The 15,296-nt window shown below is 40.5% G+C and carries 13 protein-coding genes and 1 tRNA gene; 4 read left to right on the top strand and 10 right to left on the bottom strand.

Annotation, left to right across the window (positions count from 1 at the left end):
* Positions 1–68 precede the first annotated feature (68 nt).
* Both G628_RS0109205 and G628_RS0109200 read left to right on the top strand, forming a co-directional pair.
* A complete protein-coding gene (locus G628_RS0109205) occupies positions 69–1,451 on the top strand; it encodes a DNA primase family protein (protein WP_027208988.1) in 1,383 nt (460 codons plus the stop codon).
* Positions 1,452–1,584: 133 nt separating this feature from the next.
* Positions 1,585–2,973, top strand: coding sequence for a tyrosine-type recombinase/integrase (locus G628_RS0109200; RefSeq protein ID WP_026655369.1), 1,389 nt, complete (start codon positions 1,585–1,587; stop codon positions 2,971–2,973).
* A gap of 74 nt (positions 2,974–3,047) precedes the next feature.
* On the opposite strand, the gene G628_RS0109195 is transcribed toward G628_RS0109200, so the two are convergent.
* Together G628_RS0109195 and G628_RS0109190 are read right to left on the bottom strand one after the other, a co-directional pair.
* A tRNA-Pro gene (locus tag G628_RS0109195) sits at positions 3,048–3,120 on the bottom strand.
* 49 nt (positions 3,121–3,169) lie between these two features.
* Positions 3,170–3,838, bottom strand: coding sequence for a hypothetical protein (locus tag G628_RS0109190; RefSeq protein WP_027208986.1), 669 nt, complete (start codon positions 3,836–3,838; stop codon positions 3,170–3,172).
* A 155-nt stretch (positions 3,839–3,993) separates the two neighbouring features.
* Between G628_RS0109190 and G628_RS0109185 the strand changes: the two genes are divergently transcribed.
* A complete protein-coding gene (locus G628_RS0109185) occupies positions 3,994–4,692 on the top strand; it encodes a phosphotransferase (RefSeq protein ID WP_026667543.1) in 699 nt (232 codons plus the stop codon).
* Positions 4,693–4,704: 12 nt separating this feature from the next.
* Here the strand turns inward: G628_RS0109185 and G628_RS0109180 are convergent, their stop codons facing one another.
* The 4 genes from G628_RS0109180 to G628_RS18150 all read right to left on the bottom strand — a co-directional run bounded on the left by G628_RS0109180 (position 4,705) and on the right by G628_RS18150 (position 8,247).
* Positions 4,705–5,802, bottom strand: a complete 1,098-nt coding sequence (locus tag G628_RS0109180) for a substrate-binding domain-containing protein (protein WP_027208985.1) — start codon at positions 5,800–5,802, stop codon at positions 4,705–4,707.
* Positions 5,803–5,890: 88 nt separating this feature from the next.
* Positions 5,891–6,277: a hypothetical protein gene (locus G628_RS0109175; RefSeq protein WP_026655375.1), complete on the bottom strand. Its 387-nt coding sequence runs from the start codon at positions 6,275–6,277 to the stop codon at positions 5,891–5,893.
* Between the two features lie 81 nt (positions 6,278–6,358).
* Positions 6,359–7,336 (bottom strand): transglutaminase domain-containing protein, encoded by a 978-nt coding sequence (locus tag G628_RS0109170; RefSeq protein ID WP_026655376.1) that lies wholly within the window; start codon positions 7,334–7,336, stop codon positions 6,359–6,361.
* Positions 7,336–8,247 (bottom strand): hypothetical protein, encoded by a 912-nt coding sequence (locus G628_RS18150; protein WP_026655377.1) that lies wholly within the window; start codon positions 8,245–8,247, stop codon positions 7,336–7,338. Before G628_RS18150 ends, G628_RS0109170 begins: the two co-directional genes overlap by 1 nt.
* Before the next feature lie 145 nt (positions 8,248–8,392).
* Here G628_RS18150 and G628_RS0109160 point away from each other — a divergent pair, with 145 nt between their 5' ends.
* Complete coding sequence (locus G628_RS0109160; RefSeq protein WP_027208984.1) at positions 8,393–10,171, top strand: hypothetical protein; 1,779 nt, start codon at positions 8,393–8,395, stop codon at positions 10,169–10,171.
* Positions 10,172–10,230: 59 nt separating this feature from the next.
* On the opposite strand, the gene radA is transcribed toward G628_RS0109160, so the two are convergent.
* From radA to G628_RS0109140, 4 genes are all read right to left on the bottom strand, one after another.
* On the bottom strand, positions 10,231–11,607 hold the full coding sequence (radA, locus tag G628_RS0109155; RefSeq protein ID WP_026667548.1) for a DNA repair protein RadA: 1,377 nt from the start codon (positions 11,605–11,607) through the stop codon (positions 10,231–10,233).
* Positions 11,608–11,690: 83 nt separating this feature from the next.
* A complete protein-coding gene (locus G628_RS0109150) occupies positions 11,691–12,101 on the bottom strand; it encodes a hypothetical protein (RefSeq protein WP_026655380.1) in 411 nt (136 codons plus the stop codon).
* An 82-nt stretch (positions 12,102–12,183) separates the two neighbouring features.
* On the bottom strand, positions 12,184–14,769 hold the full coding sequence (locus tag G628_RS0109145; protein ID WP_026655382.1) for an ATP-dependent Clp protease ATP-binding subunit: 2,586 nt from the start codon (positions 14,767–14,769) through the stop codon (positions 12,184–12,186).
* Entirely contained in the window at positions 14,766–15,149 is a 384-nt protein-coding gene (locus G628_RS0109140; protein ID WP_026655383.1) for a GntR family transcriptional regulator, read from the bottom strand. Before G628_RS0109140 ends, G628_RS0109145 begins: the two co-directional genes overlap by 4 nt.
* Positions 15,150–15,296 lie beyond the last annotated feature (147 nt).

Genomic DNA, 15,296 nt, shown 5'->3' with positions numbered 1-15,296 from the left:
CTACTTTACGGAAATATTTCTGACAGGGCTTTTTTTTATTACAAATTATGGAAGGAAGGTTATTACTATTGAAAAACGAATGGAACAACTTAGATGAAAATACAAAGAGAGCTCTGCTTGATGTTGCCAAACAATTTGAATTTACAAATGAAACTCCAAGCTGGTATGACAACAAAAATAATAAGATTGATGAAGTAGAATTTTGTACTTGGTTCATCAGCAAACATCCTCTTAAATATGTCGGAGGAATCTTTTATGACATTGACGGAATTATCAGCGAAGAAAAACTCAAAAAAGAAATCGTTGATGCCCTTAAGCCATATGTAAAAACAAATATTGTCAAAAGAGCCAAACAAATATTAGATGCGCTGAGATATGAATCCATGTGTGAGATTATTCCTAAGCATACAGACAGGATTCATTTTAAGAATGGAACATATTTTATTGACGGTGGTTTTGTTCCCGAAAAAGAATTTTGCTCTAACAGATTACCTGTTAATTATAATTCAGACGCTGTCCCTCCAACCAGATGGTTACGTTTTCTTGACGAACTACTCTATCCTGAAGACATATATACTCTACAAGAATTTATGGGATATATCCTTATACCAACGACAAAAGCCCAAGCCATGTTGCTCTTAATCGGAAACGGTGGAGAAGGCAAATCAAGAGTCGGATTCGTATGCAGAAACCTTCTTGGAAACAACATGACTATATGCAGCATTAGCACTCTGGCAAATAACAGATTCAGTTTGGCAGATCAGGAAGGGATGCTCCTTATGATTGATGATGATATGAAAATGGAAGCTCTTACTGACACCGGAGTTATAAAAGCTGTAGTAACCATGGAAGATAAAATGAATCTTGAGCGCAAAGGAAAGCAAAGTTATCAAGGTTATCTAAATGTTAGAATTATGGCTTTCGGAAATGGTTCGCTCAGTTCTCTGTATGATAAATCCGACGGGTTCTATCGCAGACAAATAACCATCAGGGTAAAAGAAAAATCGCAAAACAGAGTTGATGACAGAAATCTTTCTGCAAAATTATCCGAAGAAACTGAAGGAATAGCTTTATGGTGCCTTGAAGGTTTGAAAAGACTTATCAAAAATGAATTTCACTTCACTATAAGCGAACGAACTTTACAAAGCCAAGCCGAGTTGCGCAGAGAGGAAGACAGCATTCTTGATTTTTTTGAATCTGAAGGATATATCACATTTGATAAAAATGCCATTGCGACTACCAAAGAGCTATATGAAGCATATTGCCTATGGGGCAATGACAATCTTATCAAGATTCGTTCCGAAAGCTCTTTTTCGAAAGAACTACGACAACGTGCAGATAAACTTGGGCTTATATATTTAAAAAACGCGTCTGTTGATAATAAAACAGCCCGTGGCTATAAGGGAATATGTGCTATCCACACGTTAAAAGATATTCCCTTCAAAGGCTAAATGGCGGAAAGGCATACGTTTTTGATCAATTTCATTTTACTCATATAAAAATTTTAACTGACTTCATAAATCGTGCCTATGTGCCTAACACTAGATACAGTAGGGTTTTGCGCGATTTTCACCTGTCTTATAAATGCCCAAAATAATGAAGGAGGGACAAGCTCATATGAAAACTAAATATGATTTTGCTGGTACCTCCATCAGTATACCGGCGCTCACATCAGAAAACACCAATGATTCACAGCAAACTATCTTTGAACAAATAAGCATTCTCAATTCCAAGAAGCTCCGATTGGAAACAGATTCTGACTATGCTACTATAAACTCAGTCGGTGCTGTTATCAAAGACTTGGAAAAACAAATTTTACAACTCAAAATTCAAGCTATCGAAAAAGAACTTGGAAAAAAGATAACCACTGTAAAAAAGCCTAATAAAACTTTATATGTAGTGTCTATAACTACGGATGGTAAGAGAAAACAGATATCTGCTACTTCTGTTGAAGCGTTATATCAAAAAGTAATCGGGAGAATGCTTCCCGCATCTAATTCATATAATGCAACTGTATCTGTACAGGATGTGTTTAATCTCTTTTCAGAGCACAACCATACACCAATAGTAGATAATGATGGTTCTGTTACTTACCCTACAAGCACAGCAAAGCGCAAGGATCAATATTGGAATAAATATTGGGCAAATGACATTTTAACAACACTCCCAATACAAACTGTAATTTCCGGCGATATAATTGATGCCTTTAAAAGGCTTACCGCAAGCAGAAAATACAATGCAAGGCAGATCGACCAAGCAAAAAGCGTGCTTAAGCAAACTTTTGACTATGCTATATGGCAAAAGATAATAACCGTCAATCCTGTTATTTCTCTTCCAAACAACATGTGTCCGAAGAAAGCAAGAAACATAAGCAAAAAGAAAGCAACTTCAAAAGATTGGCGTTTAAAACTTGAAAAACACCTAAAAGCTCTTCCTGAGCAAACTGTATATTCGCTTGCAATCAGATTCTGGCTCACATCGATGCAGAGAGTCGGTGAATGGCTTGCAATTACTTGGGACGATGTCGATTTTGAAAAAGAGACACTTACAATAAAGCACTCATTATCAAAGAGAGAAGTTGATGGAAAACTCGTAGTCGTTGATGATGAGCATTTGAAGGCTGATGAAGTGGCTAGAGAAATCCCACTGACAGATAAGGCATTAAGCATATTGAAAGAGCTTTATCTCATCAATGGTCAAAAGAAGTACGTTTTTAACAGTAAAGGAAAACTTCCGATAAGTACAAACCGCGTTAATGGCCATATAAAGGCATATTGTGAAGATATTGGGATAGAGCCCATGTCAACTCATGCGCAAAGACGCGGGGCAATTCAGGAAGCCTATTCTATGCAAATGGTTGAAGACCAGATCAGAGTAACCGCAGGACATGCCGATAGCACAATGACAAGGTATTATAACAAGCAAAATAACAGAACATTGTCAAAATCAAGCCTTGAGGCGCTTCTCGGCTAGTAGGTCAAACATTTGGTCAAACAAATTTTAAAAATGAGCAACAAAAAACCGCTCAACTGAGCGGTTTTTATTAGTCGGAGTGACGTGATTCGAACACGCGGCCCCTACCTCCCTAAGATAGTGCTCTACCAACTGAGCCACACCCCGACGACGTTCTCCATTATATAACGCTGTTTTGAGAAAAGCAATAGGTTTTTTATTCTTTTTTATGTAAAAAGTCAATTCTCTTCCACAAAAGGATGAGTGCAATTATGCCAATCACGCATAAATACTGGGGTTGCTGCACATAACTATTGTCATAATTTACTTTTGCATTTGCTATAATCGGCATCTCTCTGTAAAGGAGCAAACTCGTACCTATTGCGTTTGTGTTTATGGATATTGTTTCAATTTCTTTATCTATATCTTCGAATAATTCGGTACTTCCCATGAAATCCGAGTATATAAAGTATTCACGATTTTCTTTTATGAGAGATAAAGGAATGTCGAGTTGAAAATCTATATTTTCGTAGAACATCTCAAGTTCTGACTGCTCCATATTCCCAAATGTTTTGTATACATCAAGATTCATGTATACACCTTCGGTAAGTCCTTCAAAGATTTTTCTGGGAAGTTCTGCAAAGTCAGATAACGGGCTGTCGGTAAGATCGCTGCTTAGCGGATCTTTCATTATCAGATTAAAAATGAGTTCGGCACTGCCACCTTCTGCTATCTGCTCTAATTCTTTTGGCGTAAAGCAGGAGTACAGTACTTGGTCGTAGTCTGTAAAACGAAAGTTTGGAGCATCCTGACCGATCCTACTTTCAGAATTAAGGATAATATTCACCGTGCCCAACTCATACGATATTTGAGTTGTTTCGTGCATAATACCTCCATTCACATCTTACGAAAAAGGGTATTAATATAATACTATACTCAGACAAAAACAAAGCTAAAAAAACTATTAAGCCTTTTGCTTATAAAGATTAGTTTGATACAATTGAAAAATAAAACTGAATTGGGGAGTCAAGGGGAAAAAACATGAATACAATATTTGACGGAACACAGAAAGAAATAGGCAAAGGTGCACAGGCAAAAGTGGTTCTCTACCACGGATATGCATATAAAATCTATGATAAATCTTATCCGACTGAATGGATTGATTTTGAAAAAAAACAGCAAAAAGAAGTAAACATATCCGGCCTAAGCCCGGTAAGATACTATGATACAGAAGATGATCACATTGTAAAAATGGATTTTGTTGAAGGAGAAACATTAGAAACCAGGGCAAGAAAAAGAGATATTACCTGTATGGAAATCCTTTCCGATGCCTTTAGTTTTGTACACAGCAAAGATATTTCCGGGATAAATATGCCTCGTTTATCAGATACTGCAGGAATGAGCATTCCAGATCACGATAAAGAAATTGTTTTGCCAATTATAGAAAGGCTTTCAGCAAAACATAAATCCTGTGTCTGTCATTTAGATATGCATTTTTTGAACATAATGACCTCTGATGCCGGCAACAGTTTTACAATCATTGACTGGATTAACTCAAGAATCGCTCCTGCTGTGTTTGATTATGCCAGAACATATATAATCTTTGACGAATTCTCAAAAGAAGCCTTGGAGGCATTTAAAGCAACAATTCTTCCAACGATGTTGGAATCCGGCGTATCAGAACAAGATTTTTCTGACGCTGTTAAAGCAAGCAAAATACTTAGAGCTGCTGAAAAATAAACTTCAGCACCCTTAATACTCTTCCTCCGTCTCATCACCCTCTCTGATTATCCCAAGTATAGTCTCAGCGTTCTCTTTCGTGACTTTAACATAATCACTGCCGTAAAAATGAGCTACGTTCTGCTTCTTCATGTATGAAAGTATCGTTCCTGTCGTAAGGCGGGCCTGCTCGACATAGTTGTTGAATACGGTTCCGACGATTTTTCCTTCAAGGATTTTCTCGAGTGCGACTTCAAAAGCATCTGCACCGATAATGTAAACATCATCCCCCGCTACAAGGCCGGATTTGCTTACAGCTTCAAGAGCACCGATAGCCATCATGTCATTGTTGCAGATAATTACTTCCGGAGAAGGATTTTCTTCCAGAGCCTCGGTGACAACATATTCCGCCACATTCTTATCCCAGTTGCCGTTGCCTTCAGCAAGCTTTTCAACATTCCATCCCGCTTTTTTTAGTGCGTCTATTGAATATCTTGTCCTAAAATAGGTATCCGCGTTGTTTTTTTCTCCTTTGACCATGATATATTGCAGAACACCGTCTCCATTCTTATCAATATTTTCAAAGCCGAGATCCATTATGATTTTTCCCTGAAAAGTTCCTGCCTGTCTTGCATCACAACCAATATAAGTAACTGGCATGCTTTCGCTTTCCCACCTTATCTCTTCGGCTGCATCGGGCTCACGATTAACATATACAAGCGGAACTTCGGCTTCCATCGCAAGATCCGTAACTTCAGCCGTCTTAGATGTATTAACCGGATTGACGACAAGAATATCAACACCCGAAGCAATAAGCTTTCTAAGCTGCAACATCTGATATCCCTGGCTCACCGCAGAATTGACTACAGTGATGTTTTCTTCCTTAAAGCCCGCTTTCACAAGGTCTTTTATAAGCTCATCCTTAAATAAAGACATATATGTGTCGGATAACTTGTAAATAAATACTCCAACCCTCATATCGGCGGGAGTCATCTCCTTTTCTTCTGCTGAAGACGCCACGCTCGCAGCCGCATCAGCTTCCGTCTCTTCGATATTTTTTTCAGAACATCCTGCAAGCAACGCAGTAATCAAAACAGAAACTGTCAATACTTCAAACAATTTCCTTCTCATTTCTTTTATTCCTCTCCATAAATATAAAGGTGCTGACTTAATTCAAGATCATGTCAGCACCTATCAAAAACTAAATTATGAATTATGATCATTCAACCGCAGTACTTCCGTCAGAATAGGTAATAACCCAGTAACCCTTTCCGGTTCCGCAATCTTCATGGTAAGCCTTATCTACAATTGTAAGCTCCGCACCGCCACCACACTCTTCATCGCATGATGAACTGCATGCCAAAGCGGAAATATCATATTTCTCCTTAAGTTCCTCAAGTGTCAACTTCTTTTCCGTCGGTTTTTCGTTCTTTTTGGTAACACTTACGGTTGATGCCTTTACAACAGGAGGCGTCGTTTCTTCCGCGACAGCCGTCGTCAAAAAGTCTTTGTATTCCGGTACTGCCACACACAAAATGATGTTGAATACAATGACGCAAGCCATCAATCCCATAAATACCAATGTTGTTGCTGCTACTTTTTTCATTACTTAAAAATCCCCTCAAAAAAATAATAATTTACGGGCTAACCCGCGCCCGCGCGGTATAAAAAAGCACTTAGCCTTTTTTTACTGATAAAATACAGTCCAGGACGATGATTTCTCAATAGGCCCCGCAGGATATTTGTCATAAGTCTGCTTGTAATATCCGCTTCCCTTTGCATCCTGCATCTCTGTGTCAAAAATATACCAGTTGTCGCCGATTTTTACTTCCGTCCATGCATGTGGCGTTCTTCCTCCACTTGCAGCCGCTACCGTTCCGCTGCACACCTTTGCCTCATACCCCAGCCCCCTGGCTATATAAGCAAACGCCGCCGCATATTTATAGCAGTTTCCCTTTCCGGTAAAAAGAATCCGGCACGCGTAATCACTCGTCCAATCTCCTACCGGAACTTTCATTTCCCTTTCATAGGAAACCTCGTTTATGAAGTAATTAAAACATCTTTCAAGCTGCCTGCTCTGCGTCATCGTGCCATCTGTACACGCTTCGACAACAGAAGCCGTAAGTCTCATTATCTCACTTTTGGGCTCGGTCAGATTTCCTTTTTTATCCTTCCACCTGATACCGTACTGCGTATGAACAAAATGTTCTCCCGGCACCTTGTCCTCAGTAAGGTTCTCGCCTTCCTGTCCGTTAACAGCATCTATTATCTGATTCTTCAGCTCCGTCCCCACTCCAAGAAGCGCATTTTCGCCTATCGAAGTAACGCTTGCCGGAATCCTTGCACTTGTAAGCGCCGGCGGAAAGCACAACAGAACCGTTTTATTCTTATTGTAAAGACAGTCACTAAATGACGAATAATAAGGGTTCTTCTCGCTGACAGTAACTGATTTTAGTTTAAAAAGCCCCTTAAACGCGTCCGATGTAATGGACTGTACATCACTTCCTATATGAACCGTTGTAATTTCCGGATTCTTGCTAAAAGTAAGCGCATTAATCTCAGTAGTTCCCGAAGCTCCCGAATTAATTGTCGCTGCGACCGCTACCGCAAAAGAAACTATAAATGCCGCGACTCTCTTAGCTCTCCGCATCGTGTTCTCATTCATTACTTTTCCTTCTTTGGCTTCTCTGTTGCCACTTCAAATTTATATCTTATCTTAGAATACGAAACAACATCTTTTTCATCGCCGCCCTCATTGGGATGCTTCCCGTAACCTGCTGTTGCTGCAATTCCGTCTCCGTAACCCTCTTTACCGTCGACAATAACCTGGCACCACTGATCTTCCCATGAATTTATATTCTTATGAACCCATGATATTCCAAGATAATCAAGGATAAGTCCAAGCGCTCTTGTCGCTCCCGCGCATGAATACTCGCCTCCGATAAAGACTCCGTATGCCGTGCGGTACATCTTACCCTTTGTGGTATATGTACCAAGGTCGCAGTATGCTTTGACTATTCCTGCAGCATATGCAACCTTCTCAACGTCTTTAATAGCCTTTTTCTTGGATGACTTAGACTTTGACGATCCCGAAGAACCGGATGATGACGATGTATTTCCTGCATCTGCGGCATTTTCAATAGCTTCGGCGATCTGCTTTGCAATATTTCTGGCCTGTATTTCCTGATCGTATGTCATTCCTCCGTTATCATGCTTTGTCTTTGGAATGACGATAACATCCTTTTCTCCCGTGGGAACAACAAACTCCGTGCTGTCTCCTATAAGTTTGTTGGCAACCCTGCCCTCTTTTTTACCAAAGATAACCCAGTGCTCAACAAGTTTATCCGGATTTGCGCCAAAAGCATTTCTCAGATCCGCATAGTTCAGATAATAATACAACGGATTATATTCCGCCTTATAATCAACTCCGTTATATACGGTAGTTGCCTTTGAAAATGCCGTATACGGATCATCAACGGCGAAAGTCTCTACAGTTGCCACTCCCGAAAAAGAAACTCCCATAAAAACAGCCGCCGAAAGAAGCGCTGAAACAGCCTTTATTCCTAAGTTTTTCATAATCTATCATCATCCTCCGGATAGTATATGTATTCAGTATATAAATTTTATCGACTTATTTTACAAAAAGTTTAGGATTATGTTATTATAATTCGTAATATTAAAATTTGGAATATTTATATTTGAAATACAGGAGTAATCATATATGCGCAAGAGAGGTATCTCTGCGGTAGTTCCCGCTGTGTTGATCGCAGTTATGACTATTGCGGAATGTTTCTGTTCCTCTGTTCCGACGCACGCAAAAGAAGACAATAACGACCTTCAGAGCAACATTGCAAGCACCGGAAGTACTTCTTTAGACAATACACAGAAAAAAGAAGTAATACTTGAACAGGATGACAAAAATAATGATGAACCGACCTACGTTGCTGAGACATCCATTGATAATTCATCAATAAATCCCCAAAAAGAACCATATAATAAACCGGCAGACCAGCCGATTAAAGAATCCAATCAAATAGATTTAGTTGAAGTGGATCCATTTCCGGTCGAAGAATATAAAGAAGTTGAAGAAGCTACTAAAGAACCGCCGAAATGCAGGGTAACCTTCCGTATTCTCGATAGTTCAGAAGGCGAAATTGACAGTTCAACCGCATATTCTACTATAGGCAACAGCTATATAGCCGAGATACAATTGGACGATGCCATCGAAGAGGGCACAAACACCCAATTTACCTCTTCCATTTCAGATAGCGGCAACAAAATAAATGGTATAACCCTGCAAAATAGTATAGCCGCTTCACTGCTCCGCTATCCTACTGCAGAAGAATTCGGCAAAGGCTTTGCTTTTGATCCCGCCACGCAGTATATTGCCTGGTATGTCATTGACGCAACCTACTCCAATGACATCTATGTAGACGGCGTAATAAGGAAACGAAGCATTCCAATAGATAAAGTGGATGAAAAAGTTGAAGAAAAAGATCAGCCTGTAAAAGCAGATCCTGAGATAATTCCAAACGGTCCCGTTCCGGATGTTACCATCAATATCGAGACCGCATGTAACACCCCGGCATTTGAATATGACGGCAAAGACCACTACATCGGCGGTTTCAACATAACGGTAAAAGACAACAATTCAGCCACAAATTATGTAACATCTTTTTTCGATGCACTCGGTAATTTATTAAAACAAGAAGTCCATGCAGGAGAAAACGGTTCAGGTACTTATTTCGAACACAACGGCATCCGTTATTGGGTAAATATTGATGCCGCTTATGTAGTTGCCAAGCAGATCGCGACTTATAAGATTCCTTTTATATTTGACAATAAGGAAATCGCACCTGAAGATATTGTTGTAAAAGTTGTTGATGACGCAGGAAATGTGATATCATCCATTCCATCATCCCGGATTACAAAAAAAGCTCCTTCATCAGATCAGTTAAAAGTCACATCCAGAAAGATCACCATCGAAGCGGGAACAACCGTGCAGAACTATTCAGGACAGACTATAACAAACAAAAATGTTGAGATCACATCAGGTTCACTTCTTAAAGGCCACAGTCTCGTAGATGTTGTCATCAACGGAAGTCAGAGCGGCATAGGCTCATCTGTAAACGAGATCACAAGCTACAGGATTGTCGACGAATACGGCAATGATGTGACCAAATACTACAACGTAGAATGTGTAAACGGTCGGCTAGTCCTTGTCGATGGTCATAACAGCAAAAAAAGTGGCAATTCAGGCGATGACAATGCTCCTGTCACAACAGGTATAAAAGAAAAGGATCTTCCTAAAAAAGCGGTTATAATAGGCGGAAAAGCAATGGAAAAGACAAGCTCCGAAAACAATAAGATTCTCGGAGTCAGCAGAATTGCAAGAATGTCAAAAACATTTGATGAATCAAACATAAATCTAAGATTATTGATCATCTTGTTAGCGACAGGAACAGCAATCTACCTGTCACAAATAAAGGTAAAAGAATAAGAGAAAAAACAAGGCTTAGTAGTGGCAGCAAATACCACGGCTAAGCCTTTTCTTTGTTTTTAAATATAGTTCATCGCATCTGCAACAGATGAAACGCCCACAATATTTATACTCTTTGCACTCTTTTTAAGCTTACTTTCAAGAGCCTTTGGAACTATGCATGTCTTAAATCCAAGTTTCTCCGCTTCCTGAACTCTTGAATCAGCCATATTTACCGATCTTACTTCACCCGAAAGTCCAACCTCTCCAAAAGCAATGACATCGTCACCTATAGGCTTGTTCTTAAAACTTGAGATAATCGCCATACAGATTCCAAGGTCAAGTGAAGGCTCCGCAAGCTTCATTCCGCCCGCAAGATTTACATATGCATCATATTCTCCCATCTGAAGCCCAACTCTCTTCTCCAAAACAGCCATAAGAAGATTAACCCTGTTATAATCTGTTCCGTTAGCCTGACGCCTCGGAAATCCAAAATTGCTCCTGCATACGAGCGCCTGAATCTCAATAAGTATAGGTCTCGTTCCTTCTACAGAACATGTAACGATAGAACCACTGGCATTTTCGGGCTTTCCCTCAAGCATAAACTCAGAAGGATTGGTAACTTCAGCAAGGCCTTTCTCCTGCATCTCAAAAACGCCTATCTCATTTGTTGAACCGAAACGGTTTTTGACTGCACGAAGGATCCTGTATGATGCATGCCTGTCACCCTCAAAATAAAGAACGGTATCAACCATATGCTCAAGTACTCTCGGTCCCGCAACCTGTCCTTCCTTGGTCACATGTCCGACTATGAATACGGTAATATTAAGACTCTTGGCAATCCTCAGAAGCACGGCTGTAGATTCTCTTACCTGTGAAACACTTCCGGGTGCCGATGTCACGGAATCGCTGAACATCGTCTGTATCGAATCGATTATCACAACTTCAGGCTTTGCCCTGTTTATTGTTTCTTCAATATTCTCAAGATTGGTCTCGCACATAAACTTCAACGTTTCGGAAAAATCTCCTATTCTGTTGGCGCGAAGCTTTATCTGCCTAAGCGATTCCTCGCCTGAAATATAAAGAACGTCCTTCTTATCTCCCGAAAGATTGCCCGCAACCTGAAGAAGAAGTGTTGACTTGCCTATTCCCGGATCTCCGCCCACAAGAATAAGTGAGCCCCTTACAAGGCCGCCTCCAAGCACTCTGTTAAGTTCGTTTATATGCGTATCAGCCCTCTCCTCATCTTTCATTTCTATCTCAGAAAGAGATTTTGGACTGCTGTATTCTCCTCTTATCTGCCCTGCCGATGTGATTCCCTGCTTTTTGGACGCCGGCTTCACAGTCTCTTCCACAAAGGTATTCCATTCTTTACATCCGGGACACTGTCCCATCCATTTGGACGATTCATAGCCGCAGTTCTGGCAGTAAAAAACAGTCTTTATCTTTGTTGCCATATTCTTTCGCACCTTTCTCCTCAAACAAACTCTACTCAAAAAGGGCTCTTCGAATATCATCGAAAAGCCCTTCTTATACTTTTTTACTTCTCAACTTTTACGCTTATAGCGCCATTTCCCGATAACTCAACACTCAGATTAAGTTTACCTCCGAGGTTAGTGCTCATCTTGCCGATGCTGTTACCGTTTACACAAACACTGTACTCTGTATTTTCAAGAAGTCCGAGTGTGATCTGTGCGTCGTTTTCGCCTTCCACACTAAACTCAACTCCTCCTTCTGTCTCTTTAAAGCCTAAAACTGCAGTGCCCGGAACGGATTCATATACGAAATTATCGTTACACTCAAGCTTTGTAATGTCCTTAAAGGTCTTTACTTTAAATACATCTCCGTTGTGTTCAAAGTTTTCTAGTTTTTTCTTTTCATTAAGCTCATAGTTACCGAAGCTGATGCTTCCATCACTCTCGGCACGTATCAACTGCTCTACGACAGCCATAATAACCCTCCTGAGATTTGGTGCTAATAATAGTTATAATTATTATAATTCATATCCATCTAATTATAAACTTAAAATTCACTTATTTTTTTGACGTCTTTTTGGCACTTTTTATACTTTTCTTGGAAGCAGGCTTCTTTGTAGTCACAGAAGTCTTTGTTTTAAGCGCCTTTCCGGGCTTGGTTGTCTTTACAGCGACCTTCTTTACTGAAGTTTTCTTACCATCTGCGGAAACAAATACGATTTTCTTGTCTTTTAAAGATACCGTAACATCGCTTCCGGCCTTGATATTGCCCTTTAGAAGCTCTTCTGCCATCGCATCCTCAATAGCTGACTGAATAGCCCTCTTAAGAGGTCTTGCACCCATTTTGGCGTCAGAATGCTTCTCAATAAGGAATTTCTTTACCGCAGGTGAAATAGTGAGATTGATATTCAACTGCTCCTTACATCTCTTGCTGAGATTGCGTGAAAGAAGCGAAACAATATCCATCATCTCTTTTTCCGTAAGGGTATGGAATACCTGTATTTCATCAATACGGTTGATAAACTCCGGCTTAAAGAGTCTCTTTACTTCCTCCATAACTCCGGACTTCATATCTTCATAGTCCTTCTTGGCATCATCTCCCGCACCAAATCCAAGCTTCTTGGGATCCACGATCTTCTGGGCTCCCACATTGGATGTCATAATAAGGATGGTATTCTTAAAGCTTACCTTGCGTCCCTTTGAATCAGTGATATGACCATCATCAAGTACCTGTAAAAGTACATTGAAAATATCGGGATGTGCCTTTTCAATCTCATCAAATAAGATTACAGAATACGGATGTCTTCTTACTTTCTCACTGAGCTGTCCACCCTCATCATATCCTACATATCCCGGAGGTGATCCGATCATCTTTGATACTGAATGACCTTCCATATACTCGGACATATCAACTCTGATAAGCGCATTTTCATCGCCAAACATAGCTTCCGCAAGAGCTTTCGAAAGCTCAGTCTTACCTACACCTGTAGGTCCAAGGAACAAGAATGAACCAATCGGTCTGTTGGGATCCTGAAGTCCTACTCTTCCTCTTCTGATTGCCTTTGAAATAGCCTTAACGGCTTCTTCCTGGCCTATAACTCTCTTATGAAGAACAGATTCAAGCTTAAGAAGCTTCTCCGATTCCTTCTCGGCTATCTTTTTAACCGGAATTCTTGTCCACTGGGCAACAACTTCCGCAATATCATTCTCATTTACAACAAGGCCCGTAGAAAGCTCTTTTTTCTTATCTGCATTCTTAGCCCTGTTATACTTGGCAATAAGCTTCTTCTGCTCATTGTTAAGCTGTCCGGCAAGATCGAAATCATCCTTTTTAAGTGCTTCCTCAATCTTAAGATCGTATTCCGCAATACCATTCTCAATCTCTTTGATCTTAGGCGATATTCCAACTGTATGAAGTCTTACCGCAGAAGCAGCCTCATCGATAAGATCGATAGCCTTATCGGGAAGATTTCTGTCATTTATATATCTCTCAGACAATTCAACGGCAGCCTTAAGCGCTTCGGGAGTAATGGTTACCCTGTGATGCTCCTCATACTTGCTTACTACACCTTTCAAGATTTCTTCCGTCTCTTCCTTGGTAGGTTCTTCTACATTGACGGGCTGGAAGCGCCTCTCAAGTGCTGCATCCTTCTCAACATATTTGCGATACTCAGTGATAGTTGTTGCGCCTATCATCTGAATCTCACCTCTTGCAAGAGACGGCTTAAGAATATTGGACGCGTCTATAGCCCCCTCTGCTCCGCCGGCTCCGATAAGTGTATGCATCTCATCAACAAAAAGAATTATGTTTCCGTCATCAATGACTTCTTTGATGACCTTCTTAATTCTTTCCTCAAATTCACCTCTGTACTTAGATCCTGCGATCATACCGGACAGATCCAGAGTCACCAATCTCTTATCCTGCACTGTAAAAGGCACATTTCCGGAAACTATTCGCTGTGCAAGAGCTTCAACTACAGCCGTCTTGCCGACACCGGGTTCACCTATGAGGCAGGGGTTATTCTTGGTCCTACGGCTTAATATCTGAATAACTCTTTGTATTTCCCTTTCTCTTCCGATTACGGGATCAAGTTTTTTCTCGCGTGCCAGCGCAGTCATATCCCTGCTGTACTGAGCAAGGATAGATCCCCTTCTTCCCCCTCTGGGATTAACCTTTCTTCCAAGGTCTTCTTTTACAAGATTTGGATCCTCTCCCATTGCAGCCAAAGTTTCTGCATATATCTTCTGCACAGGCACATTAAGTGTGCTGATAAGTCTTACAGCAACATTTTCTCCCTCTTTGATCAGGGCCAAAAGAATATGCTCTGTTCCGGTCTTATCTGCCTTAAAGCGCTCTGACATGATATGTGAATCCTCAAGAACCTTCTCGGCTCTAGGAGAAAAACCGTCTCTGTCAAGAGTCCTTACGCTGCTTCCGGGAACAATAAGATCCTTTATCATGTCCATCATTCTGGCTTCATCTATGCCGTTATCGATAAGGATTCTGGAAGCAACGCTTCCGTCCTCAAGGATAAGTCCCATAAGAATGTGCTCGGTTCCAACATAGTTAAGTTTAAGATTTCTTGCTGTTTTCTTGGCGAGTCTGAGTGCATCCTCGGCCATGACAGTGAACTGATCATTCATATCCCATCTATCCTTTCGTAATTATCATAAAGCTTATCTACAAGTTCATGTATTTCGTCTCGATCTATTCCCTTACAAATTGCTCTTGCAAGAACAACCGCCAGCTCTGACTGAGCCTCCTGAAGCGCCTGAAGCCTGTTGATATCAATGGCAATTATCGCACCGCGTCTTCTGTCTATCTTCACAAAGCCTTCTCTCTGCAAGATTGAATATGCTTTGTTGACGGTATGCATATTGATACCAATAGTTTCCGCAAGCTGCCTCACACTTGGAAGCTGTTCTCCCTCACGAAATTGAGACGTAGCTATGCCCAAAATGATCTGATTACAAAGCTGAATATAAATAGCTTCATCACTGTTAAAATCAATTTCTATGATCATCTCCGCCTCCTATTGCATACTTGTGATACATTTAGTATAACACGTGATACAGATTCGTCAAATTATTGAATGAAAAAAGCCGAAAAAAAGACGCATTCCTTCGGAAAAACCGCAGGTCTGCGTCTTATATAATCTTATTCTTTTAAT

This window comes from Butyrivibrio hungatei NK4A153 (assembly GCF_000424465.1).
Taxonomy (GTDB): Bacteria; Bacillota; Clostridia; order Lachnospirales; family Lachnospiraceae; genus Butyrivibrio; species Butyrivibrio hungatei_A.
The sequence above is the reverse complement of the archived record's forward strand: the minus strand, read 5'-3'. Positions and strand labels throughout refer to the sequence as shown.

Coding starts and splice junctions, on each gene's coding strand:
- G628_RS0109150 (WP_026655380.1), bottom strand. CDS start 12,101: ATGGCTGTCGTAGAGCAGTTGATACGTGCCGAGAGTGATGGAAGCATC.
- G628_RS0109190 (WP_027208986.1), bottom strand. CDS start 3,838: ATGCACGAAACAACTCAAATATCGTATGAGTTGGGCACGGTGAATATT.
- G628_RS0109170 (WP_026655376.1), bottom strand. CDS start 7,336: ATGAATGAGAACACGATGCGGAGAGCTAAGAGAGTCGCGGCATTTATA.
- G628_RS0109160 (WP_027208984.1), top strand. CDS start 8,393: ATGCGCAAGAGAGGTATCTCTGCGGTAGTTCCCGCTGTGTTGATCGCA.
- radA (WP_026667548.1), bottom strand. CDS start 11,607: ATGGCAACAAAGATAAAGACTGTTTTTTACTGCCAGAACTGCGGCTAT.
- G628_RS0109185 (WP_026667543.1), top strand. CDS start 3,994: ATGAATACAATATTTGACGGAACACAGAAAGAAATAGGCAAAGGTGCA.
- G628_RS0109175 (WP_026655375.1), bottom strand. CDS start 6,277: ATGAAAAAAGTAGCAGCAACAACATTGGTATTTATGGGATTGATGGCT.
- G628_RS18150 (WP_026655377.1), bottom strand. CDS start 8,247: ATGAAAAACTTAGGAATAAAGGCTGTTTCAGCGCTTCTTTCGGCGGCT.
- G628_RS0109140 (WP_026655383.1), bottom strand. CDS start 15,149: ATGATCATAGAAATTGATTTTAACAGTGATGAAGCTATTTATATTCAG.
- G628_RS0109200 (WP_026655369.1), top strand. CDS start 1,585: ATGCCCAAAATAATGAAGGAGGGACAAGCTCATATGAAAACTAAATAT.
- G628_RS0109145 (WP_026655382.1), bottom strand. CDS start 14,769: ATGAATGATCAGTTCACTGTCATGGCCGAGGATGCACTCAGACTCGCC.
- G628_RS0109180 (WP_027208985.1), bottom strand. CDS start 5,802: ATGAGAAGGAAATTGTTTGAAGTATTGACAGTTTCTGTTTTGATTACT.